Source organism: Streptomyces canus (genome assembly GCF_041435015.1).
Taxonomy (GTDB): domain Bacteria; phylum Actinomycetota; class Actinomycetes; order Streptomycetales; family Streptomycetaceae; genus Streptomyces; species Streptomyces canus_G.
Window position 1 is genome coordinate 9,497,748 of sequence record NZ_CP107989.1, and the last position, 19,304, is coordinate 9,517,051.

A 19,304-nucleotide genomic window follows, 5' to 3' on the forward strand; every position below is an offset into this window, starting at 1 on the left:
CGGGCGCCTGAAAGCGGGCGTCAGAAAGCTGGCGCCTGTAAGGCGGGGTTTTCGGCGCTCGCCCTCAGTGCACGCGGCGTGAGGTCACCGTGAACTGGGCTCCGTCGGGGTCGCGCAGGACGGCGTCCTCGCCGTTCTGCGAGAGCACGCTGCCGCCGCGGACCTCCGCCGCCTTGGCGCAGGCCGCCACATCCGCGACCGCGAAGTGGACCTGCCAGTGCGGCCGGATGCCGGGATCGGGGGCCGAGCCCAGCGCCCCCGACTCGATGCGCGCCACCACGTCGCCCCTGCTGCGCAGCACCACCTCGCCGGCCTCGTAGCGGACCTCGCAGCCGCCGGGACGCTCCGTCGCCCAGTCGAGGACCTCGCCGTAGAAGATCGCGGCGTCGAACGCGTCGCGGGTGTGCAGCCGTACGAAGGCCGGCTGGGCGCGGCGCCACCTCTCCCAGTTGGCGACGAGCTCGCCCTCCCAGACGCCGAAGGCCGCCCCGTCGCGGTCCGAGAGCAGGGCCGCCCGGCCGGGCGGGAAGGACAGCGGGCCCACCGCCAGGGTGCCACCGCGTTCCTGTACGCGGGCCACTGCCTCGTCCGCGCTGGGCACCGCGAAGTACGCGGTCCAGGCCACCGCCATCTGCCACATCGACGCCACCGCCGCGATCCCGGCGACGGGCGTGCCGTCCACCAGCGCGACCCGGAAGCGCTCGCCGAGTTTCAGGGGCTTCCACTCCCACCCGAGCACGGCCCCGTAGAACTCCTCCGTGGTCTGCTGGTCACGGCTGGTCAGGCTGACCCAGCAGGGGGCACCGAACACATGGTGCGTGGAGACGACATCCGCGGTCGCGGTGGGATGTCCCGGATCGTGGTTCATGGCAGTCGCGTCCTGCTCTCGTCGGCCGGCGGCCACCGGGCGGTTTTCGACCAGTGTCCGTCCGGAACCGCTTCGGGCGCCTGCCGAGTACCCCCGAGGCGGCGCCGAAACGGTGGCCCGCACGCCTGCCGCCCGGTGGCGCGGGCCTGTCCGGGTGACACGATGGACGGGTGCCAGTCGTACCGAACGAACCCGCCGACGAGTCGGACCGGATCTTCGCCCTGGAGGAGGAGATCGGCCAGCTCAAGGAAGCGATGGCCTCGCACGCGGTCGTGGACCAGGCCATCGGCATGGTCGTCGCGCTCGGCAGGGTCGCCCCGGATCAGGGCTGGGAGGTACTGAAGGACGTCTCCCAGCACACGAACATCAAGCTGCGCAACGTCGCGGACCTGATCCTCATCTGGGGACGCTCCGGCGACATCCCGCCGGAGATCCGAGCCGAGCTGGAAGACGCCCTCGACCGTTACGGCCCCACGCAGATTCCGGGGGCGCCGCCCGAGTGAGCGCGTGATGCGGGCTCAGTCGGCGTCGGCCAGGACCTCCTCGCGCAGGTGCGCGAAACACGTACTGAGCAGCCGGGAGACATGCATCTGCGAGATGCCGAGTTCCTCGGCGATGCCGCTCTGTGTCATGCCCTGGAAGAAGCGCAGGTACAGGATGGTCCGCTCGCGCTCCGGCAGGGCCTCCAGACAGGGCCTGACGGCCACACGGTCGACGACCACGTCGAAGCCGGGGTCGGGGCCGCCGAGCGCGTCGCCCAGGGCGTAGCCGTCGGTGCCGGGCATCTCCGCCTCCAGCGACAGCGCCGAGAAGCACTCCAGCGCCTCCGCACCGGTGCGTACCTCGTCCTCGGTCAACTGCGCCCGCTCGGCGATCTCGGCCACGGTGGGCGCCCGCCCTGGCGTCTGTGCGAGCTCCTTCGATGCCTGCCGGACCCGGTTGCGCAGGTCCTGCACCCGGCGCGGCACGTGCAGCGTCCACATGTGGTCGCGGAAGTGCCGCTTGATCTCACCGGTCACGGTCGGCACCGCGTACGCCTCGAAGGCGCTCCCGCGTGCCGGGTCGTAATGGTCGACCGCCTTGACGAGTCCGAGGGCGGCCACCTGGTAGAGGTCCTCGAGGGACTCCCCGCGGCCCCGGAACCGGACGGCGATCCGCTCGGCCATGGGCAGCCAGAGCTCGACCAGCTCGTCCCGCAGAGCCTTGCGTTCCGAACCGTCGGGCAGTCGCGCCAGGCGCACGAACGCCTTGTCGGTGTCGGGGGCGTCGTCGTGCGGATGAGGTTGTCTTCTGGTGGCGACGGACGACATGCCGCGCACCTCCCTGTGGTGCTGGATGGACAGACACCGTGGGAGGCGCGCAATCGGACGTGAGGAAGGACATCCGGGGCCCTCTGAGCGGGCTCCCACGGAAACGTGCCTCCTGTCCGAAGCACTTATGTGTGGATTCCCGTTCTCGGACGAAATGAAACAAAGAGAATGAATCGTCGGATATGCGCTTGACCAGCTCTTGGGCGAGTTGCCTCTGTTGCAGAGGTAACCTCGGCGATGTGGACGAGGAGACCTTCCCGGAAGAGCTGGCCGACGCGCTCGTCGGCGTCCAGCGGCTGCTCAGGCGCAGGCTGCGCGCCGGACTGACCGTGCCGCGGCTGCGCGGCGCCGAGGTCGAACTGCTGCGCCTGGTCGAGTCACGGCCCGGCATCGGCGTCTCCGACGCCGCCAAGGAGCTGTATCTGGCCGGGAACTCCGTCTCGACCCTGGTCAACCAGCTGGTCAAGGAGGGCCATCTGGTCCGGGAGACCGACCCCGCGGACCGGCGCGCCGCCCGTCTGCTGCTCACCGAGAAGGCCGAGGCGCGCCTCGGGGACTGGAAGCAGCGGCGCGTGGCGCTCGTGGGCCGGCACATCACCCGACTGGACGCGGCCGATCAGGAGGCCCTGCGCGCGGCACTTCCCGCGCTCCGCGCGCTCGCGTTCACGCTGCACGAGGAGGCCGAGGAGAAGTGACACCCGAAGCTGTTTCCTGTACGGGGCTCGCCTACGCCTTCGGTGACACCACCGCCGTGGACGGTCTGGACCTGACCGTCGAGGAGGGGGAGGTCTTCGGACTGCTCGGCCCCAACGGCGCCGGCAAGACCACCGCCATCCGCTGCATCACCACCCTGCTCACCGTCCCCGCCGGCATGATCCACGTCTTCGGCCGGGACACCGCCACCGACGCGATGGCCGTACGCCGGCTGCTCGGTTACGTCCCGCAGCAGCTGTCCGCCGACGCGAACCTGACCGGCAGGGAGAACGTCACCCTGTTCGCCCGGGTCTTCGACGTCGCCCGCAAGGAACGCGCCGAACGCGTCGCCCAGGCCCTGGCCGCGGTCGACCTCACCGAAGCCGCCGACCGGCTCGCCAGTACCTACTCCGGCGGCATGGTCCGCCGGCTGGAGCTCGCCCAGGCCCTGGTCAGCGCGCCCCGGCTGCTGATCCTCGACGAGCCGACCATCGGCCTCGACCCGATCGCCCGCACCGGCGTGTGGGAGCACATCAACGCCGTGCGTGAGGCGACCGGCATGACGGTCCTCGTGACCACCCACTACATGGACGAGGCCGACCAGTACTGCGACCGGGTCGGCCTCATGCACCGCGGCCGCATCCGCGCCCTCGGCACCCCGGACGAACTCCGCCGGGGCCTTGCCCAGAGCCGGGGCACCGAGACCCTGCCGACCCTGGAGGACGTCTTTCGCGACGTCGCCGGCAGCGGACTCGAAGACGAGGGAGGGGATTTCCGCGATGTCCGAAGCACCCGCCGCACCGCGAACCGTGTCGGCTGACCCGGGATCCATCAGTCTGCTGCTCCGCCCGCCGGAGCCCCGCGCGGGCTGGCGAGTGCTGCCCGCCCGGGTCGTGGCGATGTGCGCCGTGGAACTGCAGAAGCTCGGCCACGACCGCACCGAGCTCTACACCCGCGCGGTCCAGCCCGCCCTGTGGCTGCTGATCTTCGGTCAGACCTTCACCCGCATCAAGGCGATCCCCACTCAGGGCATCCCCTACATCGACTATCTGGCGCCCGGGATCATCGCCCAGTCGGCGATGTTCATCGCGATCTTCTACGGCATCCAGATCATCTGGGAGCGGGACGCGGGCATCCTCAACAAGTTGCTGGTCACGCCCACCCCGCGCTCGGCACTCACCACGGGGAAGGCCTTCGCGGCCGGCGTGAAGTCGCTGATCCAGGCGGTCGTCGTCATCGTCATCGCCGCGCTCCTCGGGGTGTCCCTGACCTGGAACCCACTGAAGCTCCTCGGCGTGGGGGCGATCGTGATCCTCGGCTCGGCGTTCTTCTCCTGCCTGTCGATGACCATCGCCGGCATCGTGCTCAGCAGGGACCGTCTGATGGGCATCGGGCAGGCCATCACCATGCCGCTCTTCTTCGGCTCGAACGCCCTGTACCCCCTGTCCGTCATGCCGGGCTGGCTCCAGGCCGTGAGCAAGGTGAACCCGCTCAGCTACGAAGTCGACGCCCTGCGCGGCCTCCTTCTCGGCACCCACGCCCATCTGGCGCTCGACTTCGGGGTGCTGGCCGTGGCCGCCGCGCTCGGCATCACCGCGGCCTCCTCGCTCCTCGGCCGACTGGCCCGTTGATCATGCGTGCGGAACGTGATGTGCGGCACGCCCGTGGAAGGGTTTTTCCGGCCGCTCGACAGATTCTTCCTGCGCACGGCTTGATCAGCGATCAAAGGGGGTGAATTCCCTGGCCACAGCGCATTCCGCTCATTTGACAGTGCATTGAGCACACAGATAGGAAGCAGCTCTCTGAGGTCGAAGAGGTGCACTGTGTACGAGCCGAACGTGGTCGGGGACTGGCAGGAGTACGACGAGCATGCCGGTCTGCGTGTCCGCGTCCACCGTCTGGAGGCGGCCGAGCCGCCGCGTGGACGCGACGACGCCGCCGAAGGGCTCACGTACTTCAGCGTCCGTGTGACCGTCGAGAACCGTGGAGATCTGCATCCGACCGTCCATCTCGAGGACGGTCAGATCGACGTGCGGATCGGCCCCGACGGCGAGAGCGCCTTCATCGACTGGCGCAACTCGCAGTTCATCGAGGGCTTCGACGTCTACCCGCTGCGCCGTGCCACCGCCGTGCTGTTCGCGGCGGGACCGGAGACGAGCCTCGGCCAGATCGACGTGCAGATCCAGCTGCGGGTCGACGACGAGTGGGCCGACCGCCGGCTGTGGGCGGGCGGCATCGGACTCGACGAGGGAGCCACACACGCGGGCGTGGGCCGCGAGGGCCTGGCCTGCCAGGTGAGCAACTTCCTGCGGGACCAGGCCGAAGAGGGCACTGCCTGATCCCGCGTGGGCTCAGTGCGGGATGCCGTCGATGATCTCGCGGGCGCCCTGACGCAGCAGAGCCACGGCGACCGAGGTGCCCAGCGTGGCCGGATCGAGCCGGCCCGCCCACTCGTGGGCGTTCAGCCGCGTCTTGCCGTCCGCGGTGAACACACAGGCGCGCAGGGAAAGTTCGTCGCTGTGGTCCACCCGCGCGTACCCCGCGATCGGGCTGTTGCAGTGGCCCTGCAGGACATGCAGGAACATCCGCTCGGCGGTCGCCTCCCGGAAGGTGTCCGGATCACCCAGCGCGCTGACCGTGTCGATCAGCTCGGTGTCGCCCACCCGGCACTGGAGCGCGAGGATGCCCGCGCCGATCGGCGGCATCATCGTCTCGGGGGAGAGGATCTCGCTGATCACGTCCTCGCGGCCGATGCGTTCCAGGCCGGAGACCGCGAGCAGCAGCGCGTCCGCCTCGCCGGCCGCCAGCTTGGCCAGCCGACGGTTGGCGTTGCCGCGGAACGGCACACACTCCAGGTGCGGGTGGGTGGCGGCCAGCTGGGCCACGCGGCGCACCGAGGAGGTGCCGATCCGGGTCCCGTCCGGAAGCTCGTCCAGAGTGAGGCCGCCCGGGTGGATCAGGGCGTCGCGGATGTCGTCCCGCTTCAGGAACGCCGCGAACGTGGTGCCCGCCGGGAGGGGCCGGTCGGCGGGCACGTCCTTCACGCAGTGCACCGCGAGATCGGCGTCACCGGCCAGCAGCGCGGCGTCGACCTCCTTGGTGAACGCGCCCTTGCCCTCGACCTTGGACAGGTCGCCCATCCACTTGTCACCGGTCGTCCTCACCGGTACGACCTCGGTGCGCACACCGGGGTACAGGGCCGTCAACTCGCTTCTGACACGCTCCACTTGAGCCAGCGCCATCGGCGAGTCACGGGAGACGATGCGGATCAGTTCCGGGAGGGACATGCGGGACACGATAGACCCTGCGGAGGAGCGGCGTTTGATGCTCAGGGAGCAACGGGTAGGGAGAAGCGCACCTTTTGCCTGGCGCGGGCGCCCATCCGGTCGTAGAACCGGATCGCCCCGTCGTTCCAGACCGGCGTCTGCCACTGCACCTCGTCGAGCCCCAGCGCGCGGGCCTCGGCGGCCACGGCGTCCATGAGCAGGACGCCGAGTCCGAGGCCGCGGTGGCCGGGCAGCAGGAACAGGCAGTCCATGTGCAGGTATTCGCGGCCCTCCCAGGTGGAGAGCTCCGGCGAGCAGGTGGCGTAGCCGACGACTTCGCCGTCCGGGAGTGCGGCCACCAGGCAGCGCAGACGGGGCGCGGCGGTGTCGAAGAGGAGCGCGGCCAGTCGGTCGGGCAGGTCGTCCGGGGGTGGTGCCGCCTTCTCGTACTGCGCGTGCCGGGCGGCGAGTTCGGCGACCGCGGGGAGGTCGGCGCGCTCGGCGTGCCGGACGAGAGGGGCCTCGCTCATCGGACGTCGCCCGCGATCGTGTCCGCGCCCCAGGCCGTGAGCCGTTCGGCGAGCGACCCGGTGCCGTCCAGGACGTGCCGGGAGTACGCGTCCCGCTCGTGCGCGAGTACGGCGGCCTCCCCTACGCAGGGCGCGAGGCCCGTCCGGCCGGGCCGCAGGGCGTCGGGCCTGCCCACCGGGCCGGCGAAGATCGCCAGATCCGCCATGTCGCCCTCGATCCAGCTGTGGACCAGGACGTAGTCGCCGTCGCCGCCGGAGTGCACGATCAGGACGGCGAGCCCCAGGGAACCCCGCTGCGGCCCGAGTCCGAGGTGCCGCGCGGCGATCCGCAGCCCGGCCTCGGCGTCCTGGTCGGAGACGGTGCGACCGGGCGCCTCCAGTGCGTACACCTTCACCAGGTGACCGGCGGCCTCCCTGGTGCCCAACGGCCGTGCGGGGCGGGCGTGGTGGGAGTCGGCGAGGGCGAGCAGGGCCTCGGTGTCGACGGCGGCGGGCAGGTCCTCGTGAAGATCCATTCGGCCATCATCGGATGTTGGGCTCGGGTGCGTCCACCGCCGCCCTCGAGACGACCGACTCCGGCCAGGACAGCACCACCAGCGCCACTGCCGTCAGCAGCCCGCCCGCGAGGAACGTGCCGCGGATCCCGGTCAAGGGCAGCAGCGCGCCACCGAGCAGGGCGCCGACGGCCACGCCCACGTTGAACGCGGCCGAGTTGGCGGCGAGGGCCGTCTCGGTGCGTCCCGGCGCGACACGCAGCACCTGGCTCTGCGTCGCCATGAACAGCGGTGCCACCGAGGCGCCCAGCAGCATCAGCAGGACGACGGTCGCGCCCTGGCCGCTGCCGCCCGCGTACAGGCCGATCAGAGCAACGGTCTGTCCCGCCACCGGCACGGTCAGCGTGGCCCGTGGAAACCGGTCCAGCAGAGGGCCGGCCACCGTGACCCCGGCCAGCGCCGCCGCCCCGAACGCCATGAGCACCGCGCTCACCGCGTCCTGGCCGAACCCGCTCACCTCGTCCAGGAAGGCCACGATGTACGTGAACCCGGTGAACGCGCCCGTCACCGAGAGCGCGGTGGTGGTGAGCACGACCGCGAACCGGCGCCGGTCGGGGGCGGCCCCGTACGCCGAATGACCCTCCTGCGGCGGTGAGGTCGGCAGTAGTACGGCCACCACGGCCAGCGATATGACGGCGAGTGCGCCGAGGACGGCGAACGGCACCCGCCAGCCGCTGTGCCCGCCCAGCCAGGTCCCCGCCGGTACCCCGGCGACCGTGGCCAGCGAACCGCCGACCGACAGCAGCCCGATGATCCGGCCCCGGCGCTCGGGCGCGAACAGCCCGACCGCGACCGGCCCCATCACCGCCCAGAACAGCGCCTGCGCCAGCGCGGTCGCCACCCGGGCCGCCAGCAGCAGACCGTACGACACGGCGGCGAGCGCGGAGATCCAGCTGGCCACCGCGAGCACCGCGAGCAGACCGGACATCAGATGTCGGCGCGGCACGGACCGGGTGACGTGGGCCAGCGGCAGGGAGCCGACGGCCACCGCCAGGCCGTAGCCGGTGACCAGCGCGCCCACCGCCGTGAGCGAGACCCGCAGATCGTCCGCCATCAGGGACAGCAGACCCACCGGGAGGTTCTCGGTGGTGTTGAAGGTGAACGCCGCCAGCATCAGCGCCGCGACGACGGCGGCCCTGCGCCAGGGGGCCGGACGTACGCTGCCCATGCATGTGCCTTCCGGGGGAGGGGAGTCGGGGACGGCAAGCGTGCGGTGCCGAGGGCGGGGGTTCTACTCTTTCGATCCAGGACGAATCACTCGCAGGTGCCGGGGGGAACCGCTGTGCCGCTCACGCTGCGTCTGGGGACCGACGACCTGCGACGGTGCCGGTTCGCGGTCTCCCCGCTGTGCCAGACCCACGAGGCGCTGCGCATGCTGCGCCGGTCCGCCCGGCACGGCTACCACCGGGCCTGGCTGCGCCGCGCCGCGCCCACCGTGGCCGGACTCGACCTGTCCCCGCTGTGGCTGTTCATCCCGCCGGTCGGCGGCTACACCCCCGACTTCCTGGGGCCGCCGCCGGAGGAGCCGTACCCCCGTTTCGAGGACGAACTGGCCCGCGTGCGCGCCACCGATCCCGCCCTGGCCCACACCGAGATGGCCCGCTCGCTCGCCTGCACACCTGGGCTCACCGAGTCGCCGCAGGGCCGGGCCGCCCTCGACGACCCGGCCGCTGCCGTGCGGCGCCTCGCCGACCTCACCGAACAGGCCTGGCGGGCGCTGGTCGCCCCGGACTGGGCACGCCATCGTGCCGTGCTGGAGGCCGACATCGCCCACCGGTCCCGGCAGGTGGCGGACGCGGGCCTGGACGCGCTGTTCGCCGGTCTGCACCCGGACGTCGACTGGGCCGACGGGAGCCTCACCCTTCCCGTGCGCGGCGACCTGACGGACGCCCAACTCGCCGACGGACGGGGTGTGCTGCTCATGCCGAGTGTGTTCGTCTGGCCGGATGTGGTGAGCGGCTTCGCCCGGCCCTGGCAGCCGACGGTCATCTATCCCGCGCGCGGCATGGGCGGACTGCACACCGACGAGATGCCGCGCCCCTCGGAGGCGCTCGCACGCCTGCTGGGACGGCAACGAGCGGCGATCCTGGCCGGCCTCGAGGACCCGGCCTCGACCACCGACCTGGCCCGCCGCCACGGGCTCGCCCCCTCGACCGTCTCCGCCCATCTGTCGGTCCTGCGGGAAGCGGGTCTGCTCGGCTCACGACGACGGGGCCACCACGTGCTGTACGAGCGAACGCCGCTCGGCGACGCGGTGGCCTCCGGCGGCTGAGCTGTGCGGTGGTTCGGGTTGGTCGGTGGGGGTGGTGGTGGGGCGTGGTCGGGATGAGTCGGGGGATGCGGTGGTGTCCGCTGGCTGAGGTGTGGGGTGGTTCGGGTCGGCTGCTGGGGACGGCGGGTCCGGTCTGGGTGGGCGGGTGAGCGGGGGTGTTGGATGCGGTGGCCGGCGCCTGGCCTGCGGGGGCGGTTGGAGTTGGTTGCTGGGGGCGGGGGGTTGGGTCTGGTGGGGCGGTGAGCCGGGTGAGGGTACGGTGGCCGGCGCTCGGCTTGAGGTGGTGGGGGGCTGAGGTCGGCGGGCGGGTGGACGCGGGCGGGGGCTGCCTGCGCTGGATCGCTGTCCCTGGTGCCCACCACGGCCGGCCGCACGGAATCACCGCGGGCCGGAGCGTGGTCGGAGCCCCATGTGTGACGTCGGTTCCCGCGGGGCTCAGACGAGCGGCTCGCTGAGTTCGACCGAGCGCAGGGCGGCCGCGAGGGCCTGTTCGTCGCCGATGTCCAGGGCGGTGTCGGTGAGCTTGATGACGTGCTCGTCGCCGTGGGCGAGGGCTCGTTCCACGACCTCTTCGGGCGCCAGGTGCGCGGGAGGGGCGTAGGCGACCGGCGCCACGGGCGCGTACATCGCCGTCACCGCCGCCGACGCCGTCCAGGCCGCGTGCAGGCTGGGTATCCACTGGTCGCGGGGAAGGGAATCCAGGGTCCGCAGCACGGCGTTGGGGGCCGTGGCCGCGTGGACGAGCATCGTCGGCTCGCCGTGACCGTGGGTGGCGTAGCGGTGGGTCGCGGCGCGGACGAGTTCGGTGAGCCGCTCCTTCGCGGTGTCCGGGTCGGTCACCTCCTGCGCCCACACGGGCAGTCGGCGTACGGCGGCCAGACGGTTCCGGAACCCCACGTGCCCCGGCCCGATCGCGGGTACGGCGTCCAGGGCGTCCGTGGCGGTCGCCGCACCCGGCAGAGTCACGAGCCCTGTCACGGGCTGGTGGCGGGCCGCCCAGTAACCCAGCGCGTGCGCGAGTTCGGTGAGCCGGGGCGCGTTCTCCTCGGCCTCCACGGCGCGGACGGCGTGGCCGACCCGGATGACCGTGTGTGTGGCACCGCCGTACAGGCCCGGCAGCAGGCGCGGCCACCACTCGGCGAGCACGTCCTTCCAGGGGCGCTCGGCGAGCGCGCGGGAGAAATGGTCGGTCCAGTCCGCGATCCGGCGCGGATCACCCAGCGCCGAGGGCCAGTTGTCGTCCGTGACGGGGGCGGTGCGGTCGGGGAAGTCCTCCAGCCTGTCCCGGTAGAGGTCCAGCCACCGGTGCACGGAGCCGGCCTGCCCGTGCGCGGCGAGTGCCTCGACGACCATGGGGGCGTGGTTGGACAGCCAGCCCTCTCGCTCCGGGCCGGAGGCGTGGACGCGGTCCAGGGCCTCCTCGAGGTGTCCGCTCGTGTCGCTCGTATCGATCGTGTCCATGAACGGGACGCTATGCCGGGTGCGGGCCGGCGGGGATCGGGCGCGGGACGGAACCCGTGGGTGCGGGGGACCTAGGTCCCGCGCCCGATCGTGTCACCGGGTCAGGCGTTGGGGTCGAAGGAGATCCCCGACGGCTTCGCCGACGACAGGTGGGCCGCGAAATTGGCGTCCTTGAGACCGAAGTTGGCGCTGCCGAAGTCGTACGCGCTCAGCTTGTCGCGCAGCCCCGCCGGGTAGCCGTTCCAGCCGACCAGCGGCGGGTACTGCCACGTGCCCTTGGCGTTCTCCGGCGGCTCGTCCCCCGAGTTGGCCAGCCGGAAGCAGTGCGTGCTGACGCCGTCCTTGTGGTAGACGATCTTCGCGTGCGTGCCGTCGAAGCGGACGCCGGAGGCCGCGCTCACCGTGAACGAACCGTGGTTGGACGTCGACACGTACTGGATCGTGCCGTTCTGCACCCAGATCACGACGTGCTCCCAGTCGTTGCGGTGCCCGCCGATGCTGCTGTTCGCTATCGCCTGGTCCTTCTCGAAGTACAGGCCGTACATGTAGGCGCACCAGCCGTTGTTGCACTTGTAGCGCGAGTACGTGTTGGTGTTGTCGAGGTCCGAGGCGTCATGGCACTCGCCGCTGAGTGAACCCGTCGGGTTCAGACCGCCGTTGATCGTGCCGTCGGGGCCGATGGCGGGCGTCGAGTAGCAGCCGTCGGTGTCGTAGTCGAAGGCCGGCTGGTAGGTGTACTCGGCGCTCTCGGCGTTGGCGGGCAGTGCCTTGGGCGGGGCGGCGAACGCGGCGGAGGGGAAGGCGACCACGAGCGCGGCGGCGCCGGCCAGGCCGGTGAACCATCTCGTGCGGTGCTTCTTGAACGACGGTGACGCCACTGCGTCCTCCTCGTGGTCCGGGCGCAGCCCAACGGCTGTGAGGTTACTGGGGAGTTCAGCTTCCCGGCTTTTCATGTCCGCGCCAAGAGGTCGAAGGCGTCACTCCGGTTACGACCGGCCCAACGGTTCGGATCACACAGGTGCGTCGGGGAGGTCGGCCGAGGACTCCTCCGGCGCGAGATCAGGCCGCAGCCGCAGCCAGGACGGCTGACGCAGCAGCCCCGCCCGGGTACGGGTGCTGTAGCGGACCTCGCCGACCAGCCGGGGCAGCACCCAGTGCGCACCCGGGACCCGCGGCACGGGATCGAAGGGGCACACGTCCGTGGCCGCGGTGGCCAACAGCGAGGCGAGCTCTGTCCGTTCCGCCTCGCTCCAGCCGGTGCCCACATTGCCGACGTAGTGCAGCCGCCCGCCGCCCCGCTGTCCGACCAGTACCGATCCCGGCAGGCCCGTGAGCCTGCCCTTGCCGGGCAGCCAGCCGCCCACGACGACGTCCTCGCTGCGCATGTTGCGGATCTTGATCCAGGCGCGGGAGCGCACTCCTGGCTCGTACACCGAGTCGAGCCGTTTGCAGACCAGGCCTTCCAGACCGTGCTCACGCGTGGCGCGCAGGGCCTGTTCGCCGTGGCCGACGAGGGCGGCGGGTGTCGACCAGTGCGGGCCGGTGAGTTCCAGTTCGTCCAGTCGAGCGCGCCGCTGTGCGTAGGGGAGGGCGAGGAGCGAGCGCGGCCCCAGGTGCATCAGGTCGAACAGCACGAGATGCACGGGCGCTTCGGCCGCCCGGCGCGCGGCTCTGGCCGGGGAGTGGGCCAACTGCATGCGCGGTTGCAGCAACTGGAAGTCCGCACGGCCCTGTTCGTCCAGCGCCAGGATCTCCCCGTCGAGCACGGCGGGGGTGGCGCCGAGCGCACCGCCCAGTGGCCGCAGTTCGGGATAGGCGCCGGTGATCTCCTCCCCGGACCGGGCGCGCAGCACCACGTCGCCGTTCCCGGCGAGGTAGACCACCACTCGCTGGCCGTCCTGCTTGGTCTCGTAGGCCCATCGCGCGTCCTGTGAGGCGGGCGGCAGGGCGCCGGGTGTGGCGAGCATGGGTGAGATCGACGGGAGGGTCACGGGTGAGTTGTCGACGCGAGCACCGGCGGTCACGCGCTCCGCGCACCGGTTTCCCCTGAACGGGCGCCGCCCCGGGGGCCGGTCAGACCTCCTGGTACAGGTTCACGATGTTGCCGTCCGGGTCCCGCAGCCACAACGACCGGCGGCCCCACGGCTGGGTGGTCGGCGGCTTGAGGATCTCGACGCCCTGGGCCGCGAGCCGTTCGTGGCGTGCGTCCACGTCGGTGACCCGGAACTCCACGGTGAAACTCCCGCTCGCGGCGGCGGCCGTCGAACCGGGCACCATCGACTCCATGCCCCGGGTGGAGAAGAAGGACAGGACGGCGCCGGGGACCGTGACCCGGGCGAAGGGCGCCTCGCCCTCCACCTCCGCGTCGAGGACTCTCGCGTAGAAGGCGGCGAGCGCCGGGACGTCGTGGGTGATCAGGGAGGTGCCGGTGAAGTGGGGCCGCATCCGCAGATCGTAGGCGGAGGGTCGGACAACCGGGGCGGGGACCGGGCTGGGCCGCGGTGGGGCCGGATGTCGGAGGACGCAGGTCAGATGATGCCTCCGTTGGCCCGCAGCACCTGCCCGTTGACCCAGCGACCGGTCGGGCCGACCAGGAACGACACCACGGAAGCGATGTCCTGGGGGGTCCCCAGCCGCTCCAGCGGGGGCTGTGCGGCCAGACGAGCGACGGTCTCCTCGTCCTTGCCGTCGAGGAAGAGGTCGGTCGCCGTCGGTCCGGGGGCCACCGCGTTGACGGTCACGTCACGGCCGCGGAGCTCACGGGCGAGGATCAGGGTCATGGCCTCGACCGCGCCCTTGCTGGCCGCGTAGGCGCCGTAGCCGGGGAAGGCCAGGCCCACGACCGAGCTGGAGAGGTTGACGAGCGCGCCGCCCGGGCGCAGTCGGCGCGCGGCCTGCTGGTCGACGACGAAGGTGCCGCGGATGTTGGTGCGGTACAGGGCGTCGAGCTCGGCGAGGTCGAGCTCCGCGATCGGGGAGAGGGGCATCCGGCCCGCCGCGTGGACCACCGCGTCGACACCGCCGTACGTGGCTTCCGCCTGGTCGAACAGAGTGGCGACCGCGGTCTCGTCGGCGACGTCCGCGCGGGCGGCGTACGCGGTGCCGCCCACCTCCTCGATGGCGCGCACGGCCTGGTCGGCGGCGTCCTTGTTGCCCGCGTACCCGACGACGACCGCGAACCCGTCGGCGGCGAGCTGCTGGGCGATCTGCCGTCCGATGCCGCGCGATCCGCCGGTCACGATCGCGACACGCTGTTCCGTTCGGGGCTGAGTGGTCATGACTGCATCCTCCTAGGGTATCGCTGATACGACTTTCTCGTATCGACGATAACACAGAGTCGTAGCGATGGTAACTACCCTCTCGTATCGATGCTACGAATGCCGTACCGTGGGAGGTATGGATGCGAGGGAAAAGATCCTGGACGCGGCCACCGAGCTGCTGGCCGGTGCGTCGGCCGCCGATGTCTCCACGCGCGCCGTGTGCGAGAAGGCCGGGGTGGGTGCGCCGATGCTCTACCGGCTCTTCGGCGACAAGGCCGGTCTGCTGGCCGCCGTGGTCGACCGGGGATTCGAGCGGTATCTCGCGTCCAAGCGGGAGGCGCGGCCGAGTGGGGATCCGGTCGAGGACCTGAAGAGTGGCTGGGACAGCCACATGCGCTTCGCGCTGGAGCACCCCAGCCACTACCGCCTGATGTACTCGCCCGAGCTGACCGCGCCCCCGGCCGCGGCCCAGGAGGCGCACGACCTGCTGCACGGCATCCTCGAGCGCTGTGCGGCCGCGGGACGGCTGACGGTGCCGCCCGCGCTGGCCACGCAGATGATCATGTCCGCCAATGTCGGGGCGGCCCTGTCGATGCTGACCAGGCCCGAGCAGTACGCGGACACGAAGTACTCGGAGCGGCTGCGGGACGCGGTGCTGGATTCGGTGGCCCGGCCCGCCGACACCGACCCGCCTCGGGAAGGAAGCCCGGTGCCCGTCGCGGCCGCCACGCTGGCGGCCCGCCTGCGCGCCGACCTGCCGCAGACGCTCACCGCGGCGGAGTCGGCCCTGCTTCAGCAGTGGCTGGAGAAGCTCTCCGAGCGGTGAGGGGTCAGCGCTCCTCGGGCGGCAGCGGCTGCACCAGACCGGACTGGTAGGCCATGACGACGAGCTGGGCGCGGTCCCGGGCGCCCAGTTTCGTCATCGCACGGTGGACGTGGGTGCGGACCGTCAGGGGGCTGACGAAGAGCTTCTGCGCGATCTCGTCGTTGGAGTGCCCCTCGGCGACCCACGCCATCACCTCCCGTTCCCGGGTGGTGAGGCCGTTCAGGTCGTCGGCGGCCGCGAGCCGGGTGCCCAGGCCCGGAGCGGAGAGGAAGCGGGTGATCAGGGTGCGGGTGGCGCCGGGGGAGAGCAGGGAGTCGCCGGCCGCCACGGTGCGGATGCCGGCGAGCAGGGCCTCGGCGGTGACGTCCTTGCCGAGGAAGCCGCTGGCGCCGGACCGCAGTGCCTGCGCGACGTACTCGTCGATCTCGAACGTGGTCAGGATCAGCACCCGCGTGTCGGACAGCTCGGAGTCCGCGCAGATCACGGACGTGGCGGCCAGGCCGTCGGTCCCCGGCATGCGGATGTCCATGAGGATCACGTCGGGCCGATGGACGCGCGCGAGGTCGACCGCCGCGGCGCCGTCGGTGGCCTCCGCGACGACCTCCATGTCGTCGCACGAGTCGATGAGGATCCGGAAGGTGGCCCGCAACAGGGCCTGGTCGTCGGCGAGCAGTACGCGGATGGTCATGGGATCCGATCTTGACGTGCCGAGGTGATGGGGACCGGGACAGCCGAGACCGACCCGCCGCGTCCGGCCGGTCCATGCCGGGACGGCCCTCGCCGCCCACGCTGCCGGACAAGGACGCGGACAGTCGCGGCGCGGCCGTCAGGGCGACGACCGTACGGACTGCCGCCGCGACCCCTCCCGGCCGAGTGGGCCACGCGTCCCCACCTCCATGGTCCGGATCGCCAGTCTTGCGTAACCCGGTCCGCTCGTCGTCGTACCACCGCCGTCCATCGCGCGTACTGAGAACGCAGTACGCGCCAGGGGCGGGTCCTCCTCGGGCAGGACCTGGTGGTCGCCGGTCGGCGACCACCAGGCGTGGGTGTCAGCGCCCCGAGGGCGTTCCGGCCGAGGTCTCCGCGGCGGCCGGTGCCGGGGGGTCCGCCGGAACCGCGGCGCGCGGGCGCGGGATGAAGGAGGCGAGGGCGAAGGCCAAGAGCGCGGCGCCCGCGCCGATCGCCATGACGGTCTTGAAGCCGTTCTCGGACGGCAGCGCGTAACCGCCCAGGTCGATGGTCATCTGGGCCAGCACGACACCGGCGATGGCACTCGCGCAGGACGTGCCGATGGACCGCATCAAGGTGTTCAGGCTGTTCGCGGCCGCCGTCTCGGACGCAGGTACGGCGCCCATGATGAGCGCGGGCATCGAGCCGTATGTGAACCCGATGCCGGCGCCGATCACGGAGGAGACCAGCACCAGGTGCCAGACCTCGGACATCAGCACGATGTTCAGGCCGTACCCGCAGGCCACGATCAGCGCGCCGATCATCAGTGTCACCTTCGGGCCCTTGGTCTTGGAGACCGCCGCCGAGACCGGGGCCAGAGCCATCATCACCAGGCCGGACGGGGCCATGACCAGACCGGCGGTCAGCAGCGACCTGCCCAGGCCGAAGCCCGTCCGAGTGGGCAGCTGGAGCAGCTGCGGGAGCACGAGCGACATCGCGAACATCGAGAAACCGACCGCGATCGAGGCGAGGTTGGTGAACAGCACCTGACGACGGGCGGTGGTGCGCAGGTCGACCAGCGGCTGGGCGGTGCGCAGTTCGAACAGGCCCCAGGCCAGCAGGACGATCACGGCCGCGGTGAAGAGCCCGAGCGTGGTGCCGCTCGTCCAGCCCCAGTCGGCACCCTTGGAGATGGCCAGCAGGAGGCAGACCAGGCCGACCGCCATGCCCACCGCGCCGACCGCGTCGAAGCGGCCACCGGTGCGCACCCGGGACTCCGGCACGAACGCCAGGACGAGGACGAGGGCTGCCGCGCCCATCGCGGCCGAGGCCCAGAACAGGACGTGCCAGTCGAAGTTGTCCGCGATCAGCGCAGCGGTCGGCAGGCCCAGGGCACCGCCGACGCCGAGGGAGGCACTCATCAGCGCGGTGGCCCCGGCCAGGCGCTCGGCGGGCAGTTCGTCGCGCATGATGCTGATGCCGAGCGGGATGACACCGGAGGACAGGCCCTGCAGCGCACGGCCGACGATCATCGGGACCAGGGCGTGGCTGATTCCGCAGGCCACCGATCCGACCACCAGCATCACCACGCTGACCAGCAGCATCCGGCGCTTGCCGAACATGTCGCCGAGCCGTCCGACGACCGGAGTGGCCACGGCTGCCGCGAGCAGGGTCGCGGTGACCGCCCACGCGGTGTCCGAGGCCGGGGCGTCCAGCAGTCTGGGCAGCTCCGGCACGATCGGGATCACCAGGGTCTGCATCAGCGAGACGACGATTCCGGCGAAGGCCAGCACCGCCACCACGGCGTTCGGCCGCGGCGCGGCCACAGCGGCCGTGTCGGCGGATCTGGCGGGAGCGTCGGACATGAAAGAGCCTCCAGGGCAGGGGGGCGGGACCGAAAGCCGTGGGAGAATTAAGTCAGGTGCTTGACTTAGCGTACCGGTCCGGTGCCGGAGTCTCCCGAGGGGGACCGTGTGGTCCTGCGCACCGTTCTCGACGTGCTGTTGCGTAGGCTTCCGGCACTGGAACCCGCCGCATGGCCGGCGGGCCTCGGGCGGCTCGAGGGGCTGGCCGTCGGAGGGCTCAGCGAAGTCCCGGTGCGGTGGTGAGCATGGCGGGCAGGGCGGTACGCGAGGAACAGGTCAGCGCGACCCGGGAGCTGATCCTGACCGCGGCCGAGCGGCTCTTCGCCGAGCGCGGTGTCCTCGCCGTGTCCAACCGTCAGGTCAGCGAGGCCGCGGGGCAGGGCAACAACGCCGCGGTCGGCTACCACTTCGGCACCAAGGCCGACCTGGTCCGGGCGATCGCCCGCAAGCACCACACCCGTATCGAGGAGATCCGCGCCCGGCTGCTGGCCGAGGTCCGCGACTCCACGGACGTACGCGACTGGGTGGACTGCCTGGTCCGGCCCGTGCCCGAACATCTCGCCGCGCTGGGCAGCCCCACCTGGTTCGCCCGGTTCTGCGCCCAGGTCATGACCGACCCGGTACTCCAGCAGATCATGGTCGAGGAGTCCATGTCCTCGCCGTCGCTCCGGCAGATCGTCGAGGGCCTGAACCGTTGTCTGCCCGAACTGCCCGCCGATGTCCGTGCCGAGCGGTCCGAGATGGCCCGGCATCTGATCGTGCACATGGCCGCCGACCGCGAACGGGCCCTGGCCGAGAACACCCCGACACCCCGCGCGAACTGGCACGACGCCGCCACCGGCCTCGGTGACGTCGTGGTCGCCATGTGGACGGCTCCGGTCACTCCGACCCGGTAGAAGATCCGAACCGGGGAGGGTGTTGCTTGAGTTAGGCAACGAAAGCGCTAGGGTGGGCGGGCGATCCCCTCCGACGAACGGTCTCGTCCATGCATGGCAGTTCCAGCGAGAGACGGGCACTCGCCCGCGGTGCCGGTCAGCGCCTCCTGGTCGTCGCGGGCGACTCGGGCGCCGCCGAACTGCTCTCCACCACACTGGAGTTGGCGGGCTATCGGGTCGTCGCCGTCGCCGCTGCCGCCGAAGGCCTGGCGCGGTTGACCCGGGAGCGGTTCGATCTCGTGGTCGTCGACGCCGGCCTGCCGGACGTGACCGAACTGGGCCGCAACCGGCCGACGTTGGCCCGCCGGCCGCCGGTGCTCCTGCTGATCGACTATGAATCCCTGGACCGGATCGTGCCCGAACTGGGCCTCGGGGAGCGGGACTACGTCACCAAGCCGCTCCGCGTGGCCGACCTCCTGGCCAGGGTGCAGGTCCTGCTGCGCGGTACCGGGGCAGGGCCCGCCCGGACCGGCGCCCTCTGCTACCGCGATCTCGTGCTGGACGACACCCTGTGCGAGGCTCGTCGCGGGCCGCGCGGCCTCGATCTCACCCCTGCCGAGTACCGGCTGCTGCGTCATCTCCTGGTCAACGCCCACCGGGTGCTGTCCAAGGAGCAGATCGGCCGGTACGTGTGGGGCGACCACCGAGGCGACAACGCGATCGAACAGCTCGTCTCCCGGCTGCGGCGCAAGGTGGACCAGGAGGCGCCCGAGCTCATCCATACCCGGCGTGGCTTCGGCTACTGGCTGGGACGCGCCGACGCGGAGGCGTGAGGGTTCGGCTGCAAACGGTGGG

General features: G+C 71.6%; 22 protein-coding genes. 9 read left to right on the top strand and 13 right to left on the bottom strand.

Annotated features, from left to right (window positions below):
• Positions 1-64: 64 nt before the first annotated feature.
• Positions 65-868 carry a VOC family protein gene (locus OG841_RS43270; protein ID WP_328636364.1) on the bottom strand — a complete coding sequence of 268 codons (804 nt, stop codon included), beginning with the start codon at positions 866-868 and terminating at the stop codon, positions 65-67.
• A 170-nt stretch (positions 869-1,038) separates the two neighbouring features.
• On the opposite strand from OG841_RS43270, the gene OG841_RS43275 reads away from it, so the two are divergent.
• Positions 1,039-1,371, top strand: a complete 333-nt coding sequence (locus tag OG841_RS43275) for an ANTAR domain-containing protein (protein WP_328636363.1) — start codon at positions 1,039-1,041, stop codon at positions 1,369-1,371.
• A gap of 15 nt (positions 1,372-1,386) precedes the next feature.
• On the opposite strand, the gene OG841_RS43280 is transcribed toward OG841_RS43275, so the two are convergent.
• The gene (locus OG841_RS43280) at positions 1,387-2,178 is read right to left on the bottom strand and encodes a SigB/SigF/SigG family RNA polymerase sigma factor (protein WP_328636362.1); all 792 of its coding nucleotides are present in this window, start codon (positions 2,176-2,178) and stop codon (positions 1,387-1,389) included.
• Between the two features lie 239 nt (positions 2,179-2,417).
• Between OG841_RS43280 and OG841_RS43285 the strand changes: the two genes are divergently transcribed.
• The 4 genes from OG841_RS43285 to OG841_RS43300 all read left to right on the top strand — a co-directional run bounded on the left by OG841_RS43285 (position 2,418) and on the right by OG841_RS43300 (position 5,210).
• On the top strand, positions 2,418-2,873 hold the full coding sequence (locus OG841_RS43285) for a MarR family winged helix-turn-helix transcriptional regulator (RefSeq protein ID WP_328636361.1): 456 nt from the start codon (positions 2,418-2,420) through the stop codon (positions 2,871-2,873).
• Positions 2,870-3,691 carry an ABC transporter ATP-binding protein gene (locus tag OG841_RS43290; protein WP_328636360.1) on the top strand — a complete coding sequence of 274 codons (822 nt, stop codon included), beginning with the start codon at positions 2,870-2,872 and terminating at the stop codon, positions 3,689-3,691. Before OG841_RS43285 ends, OG841_RS43290 begins: the two co-directional genes overlap by 4 nt.
• The gene (locus tag OG841_RS43295; RefSeq protein WP_328636359.1) at positions 3,651-4,502 is read left to right on the top strand and encodes an ABC transporter permease; all 852 of its coding nucleotides are present in this window, start codon (positions 3,651-3,653) and stop codon (positions 4,500-4,502) included. Before OG841_RS43290 ends, OG841_RS43295 begins: the two co-directional genes overlap by 41 nt.
• A 192-nt stretch (positions 4,503-4,694) precedes the next feature.
• Entirely contained in the window at positions 4,695-5,210 is a 516-nt protein-coding gene (locus OG841_RS43300) for a hypothetical protein (RefSeq protein ID WP_057612613.1), read from the top strand.
• A 12-nt stretch (positions 5,211-5,222) separates the two neighbouring features.
• Here the strand turns inward: OG841_RS43300 and hemC are convergent, their stop codons facing one another.
• From hemC to OG841_RS43320, 4 genes are read right to left on the bottom strand one after another with little or no spacing between them, the layout of a single operon-like run.
• A complete protein-coding gene (gene hemC / locus OG841_RS43305; protein WP_328636358.1) occupies positions 5,223-6,158 on the bottom strand; it encodes a hydroxymethylbilane synthase in 936 nt (311 codons plus the stop codon).
• 41 nt (positions 6,159-6,199) lie between these two features.
• Positions 6,200-6,667: a GNAT family N-acetyltransferase gene (locus OG841_RS43310; RefSeq protein WP_328636357.1), complete on the bottom strand. Its 468-nt coding sequence runs from the start codon at positions 6,665-6,667 to the stop codon at positions 6,200-6,202.
• A complete protein-coding gene (locus OG841_RS43315) occupies positions 6,664-7,182 on the bottom strand; it encodes a hypothetical protein (RefSeq protein ID WP_371569832.1) in 519 nt (172 codons plus the stop codon). Before OG841_RS43315 ends, OG841_RS43310 begins: the two co-directional genes overlap by 4 nt.
• 7 nt (positions 7,183-7,189) lie before the next feature.
• Positions 7,190-8,389 carry an MFS transporter gene (locus OG841_RS43320; protein ID WP_371569834.1) on the bottom strand — a complete coding sequence of 400 codons (1,200 nt, stop codon included), beginning with the start codon at positions 8,387-8,389 and terminating at the stop codon, positions 7,190-7,192.
• 114 nt (positions 8,390-8,503) lie between these two features.
• Here OG841_RS43320 and OG841_RS43325 point away from each other — a divergent pair, with 114 nt between their 5' ends.
• Positions 8,504-9,493 (top strand): ArsR/SmtB family transcription factor, encoded by a 990-nt coding sequence (locus tag OG841_RS43325; RefSeq protein WP_371569836.1) that lies wholly within the window; start codon positions 8,504-8,506, stop codon positions 9,491-9,493.
• Positions 9,494-9,928: 435 nt separating this feature from the next.
• On the opposite strand, the gene OG841_RS43330 is transcribed toward OG841_RS43325, so the two are convergent.
• From OG841_RS43330 to OG841_RS43350, 5 genes are all read right to left on the bottom strand, one after another.
• Positions 9,929-10,954 (bottom strand): questin oxidase family protein, encoded by a 1,026-nt coding sequence (locus OG841_RS43330; protein ID WP_328636353.1) that lies wholly within the window; start codon positions 10,952-10,954, stop codon positions 9,929-9,931.
• 101 nt (positions 10,955-11,055) lie between these two features.
• On the bottom strand, positions 11,056-11,832 hold the full coding sequence (locus tag OG841_RS43335) for an NPP1 family protein (protein WP_328636352.1): 777 nt from the start codon (positions 11,830-11,832) through the stop codon (positions 11,056-11,058).
• A 132-nt stretch (positions 11,833-11,964) separates the two neighbouring features.
• On the bottom strand, positions 11,965-12,945 hold the full coding sequence (gene ligD / locus OG841_RS43340) for a non-homologous end-joining DNA ligase (protein ID WP_328636351.1): 981 nt from the start codon (positions 12,943-12,945) through the stop codon (positions 11,965-11,967).
• Positions 12,946-13,027: 82 nt separating this feature from the next.
• A complete protein-coding gene (locus tag OG841_RS43345) occupies positions 13,028-13,399 on the bottom strand; it encodes a VOC family protein (protein WP_328636350.1) in 372 nt (123 codons plus the stop codon).
• 83 nt (positions 13,400-13,482) lie between these two features.
• Positions 13,483-14,232, bottom strand: coding sequence for an SDR family oxidoreductase (locus OG841_RS43350; protein ID WP_371569840.1), 750 nt, complete (start codon positions 14,230-14,232; stop codon positions 13,483-13,485).
• 118 nt (positions 14,233-14,350) lie between these two features.
• On the opposite strand from OG841_RS43350, the gene OG841_RS43355 reads away from it, so the two are divergent.
• Positions 14,351-15,040 (top strand): TetR/AcrR family transcriptional regulator, encoded by a 690-nt coding sequence (locus OG841_RS43355; protein WP_365120845.1) that lies wholly within the window; start codon positions 14,351-14,353, stop codon positions 15,038-15,040.
• 4 nt (positions 15,041-15,044) lie between these two features.
• Here OG841_RS43355 and OG841_RS43360 read toward each other — a convergent pair whose 3' ends face one another.
• Entirely contained in the window at positions 15,045-15,728 is a 684-nt protein-coding gene (locus OG841_RS43360) for a response regulator transcription factor (RefSeq protein ID WP_328636347.1), read from the bottom strand.
• Positions 15,729-16,089: 361 nt separating this feature from the next.
• A complete protein-coding gene (locus tag OG841_RS43365) occupies positions 16,090-17,574 on the bottom strand; it encodes an MFS transporter (protein WP_371569843.1) in 1,485 nt (494 codons plus the stop codon).
• Positions 17,575-17,819: 245 nt separating this feature from the next.
• Here OG841_RS43365 and OG841_RS43370 point away from each other — a divergent pair, with 245 nt between their 5' ends.
• Entirely contained in the window at positions 17,820-18,470 is a 651-nt protein-coding gene (locus tag OG841_RS43370) for a TetR/AcrR family transcriptional regulator (RefSeq protein ID WP_328636345.1), read from the top strand.
• An 89-nt stretch (positions 18,471-18,559) separates the two neighbouring features.
• Positions 18,560-19,282 carry a response regulator transcription factor gene (locus tag OG841_RS43375; protein ID WP_328636344.1) on the top strand — a complete coding sequence of 241 codons (723 nt, stop codon included), beginning with the start codon at positions 18,560-18,562 and terminating at the stop codon, positions 19,280-19,282.
• The last annotated feature ends 22 nt before the right edge of the window (positions 19,283-19,304 follow it).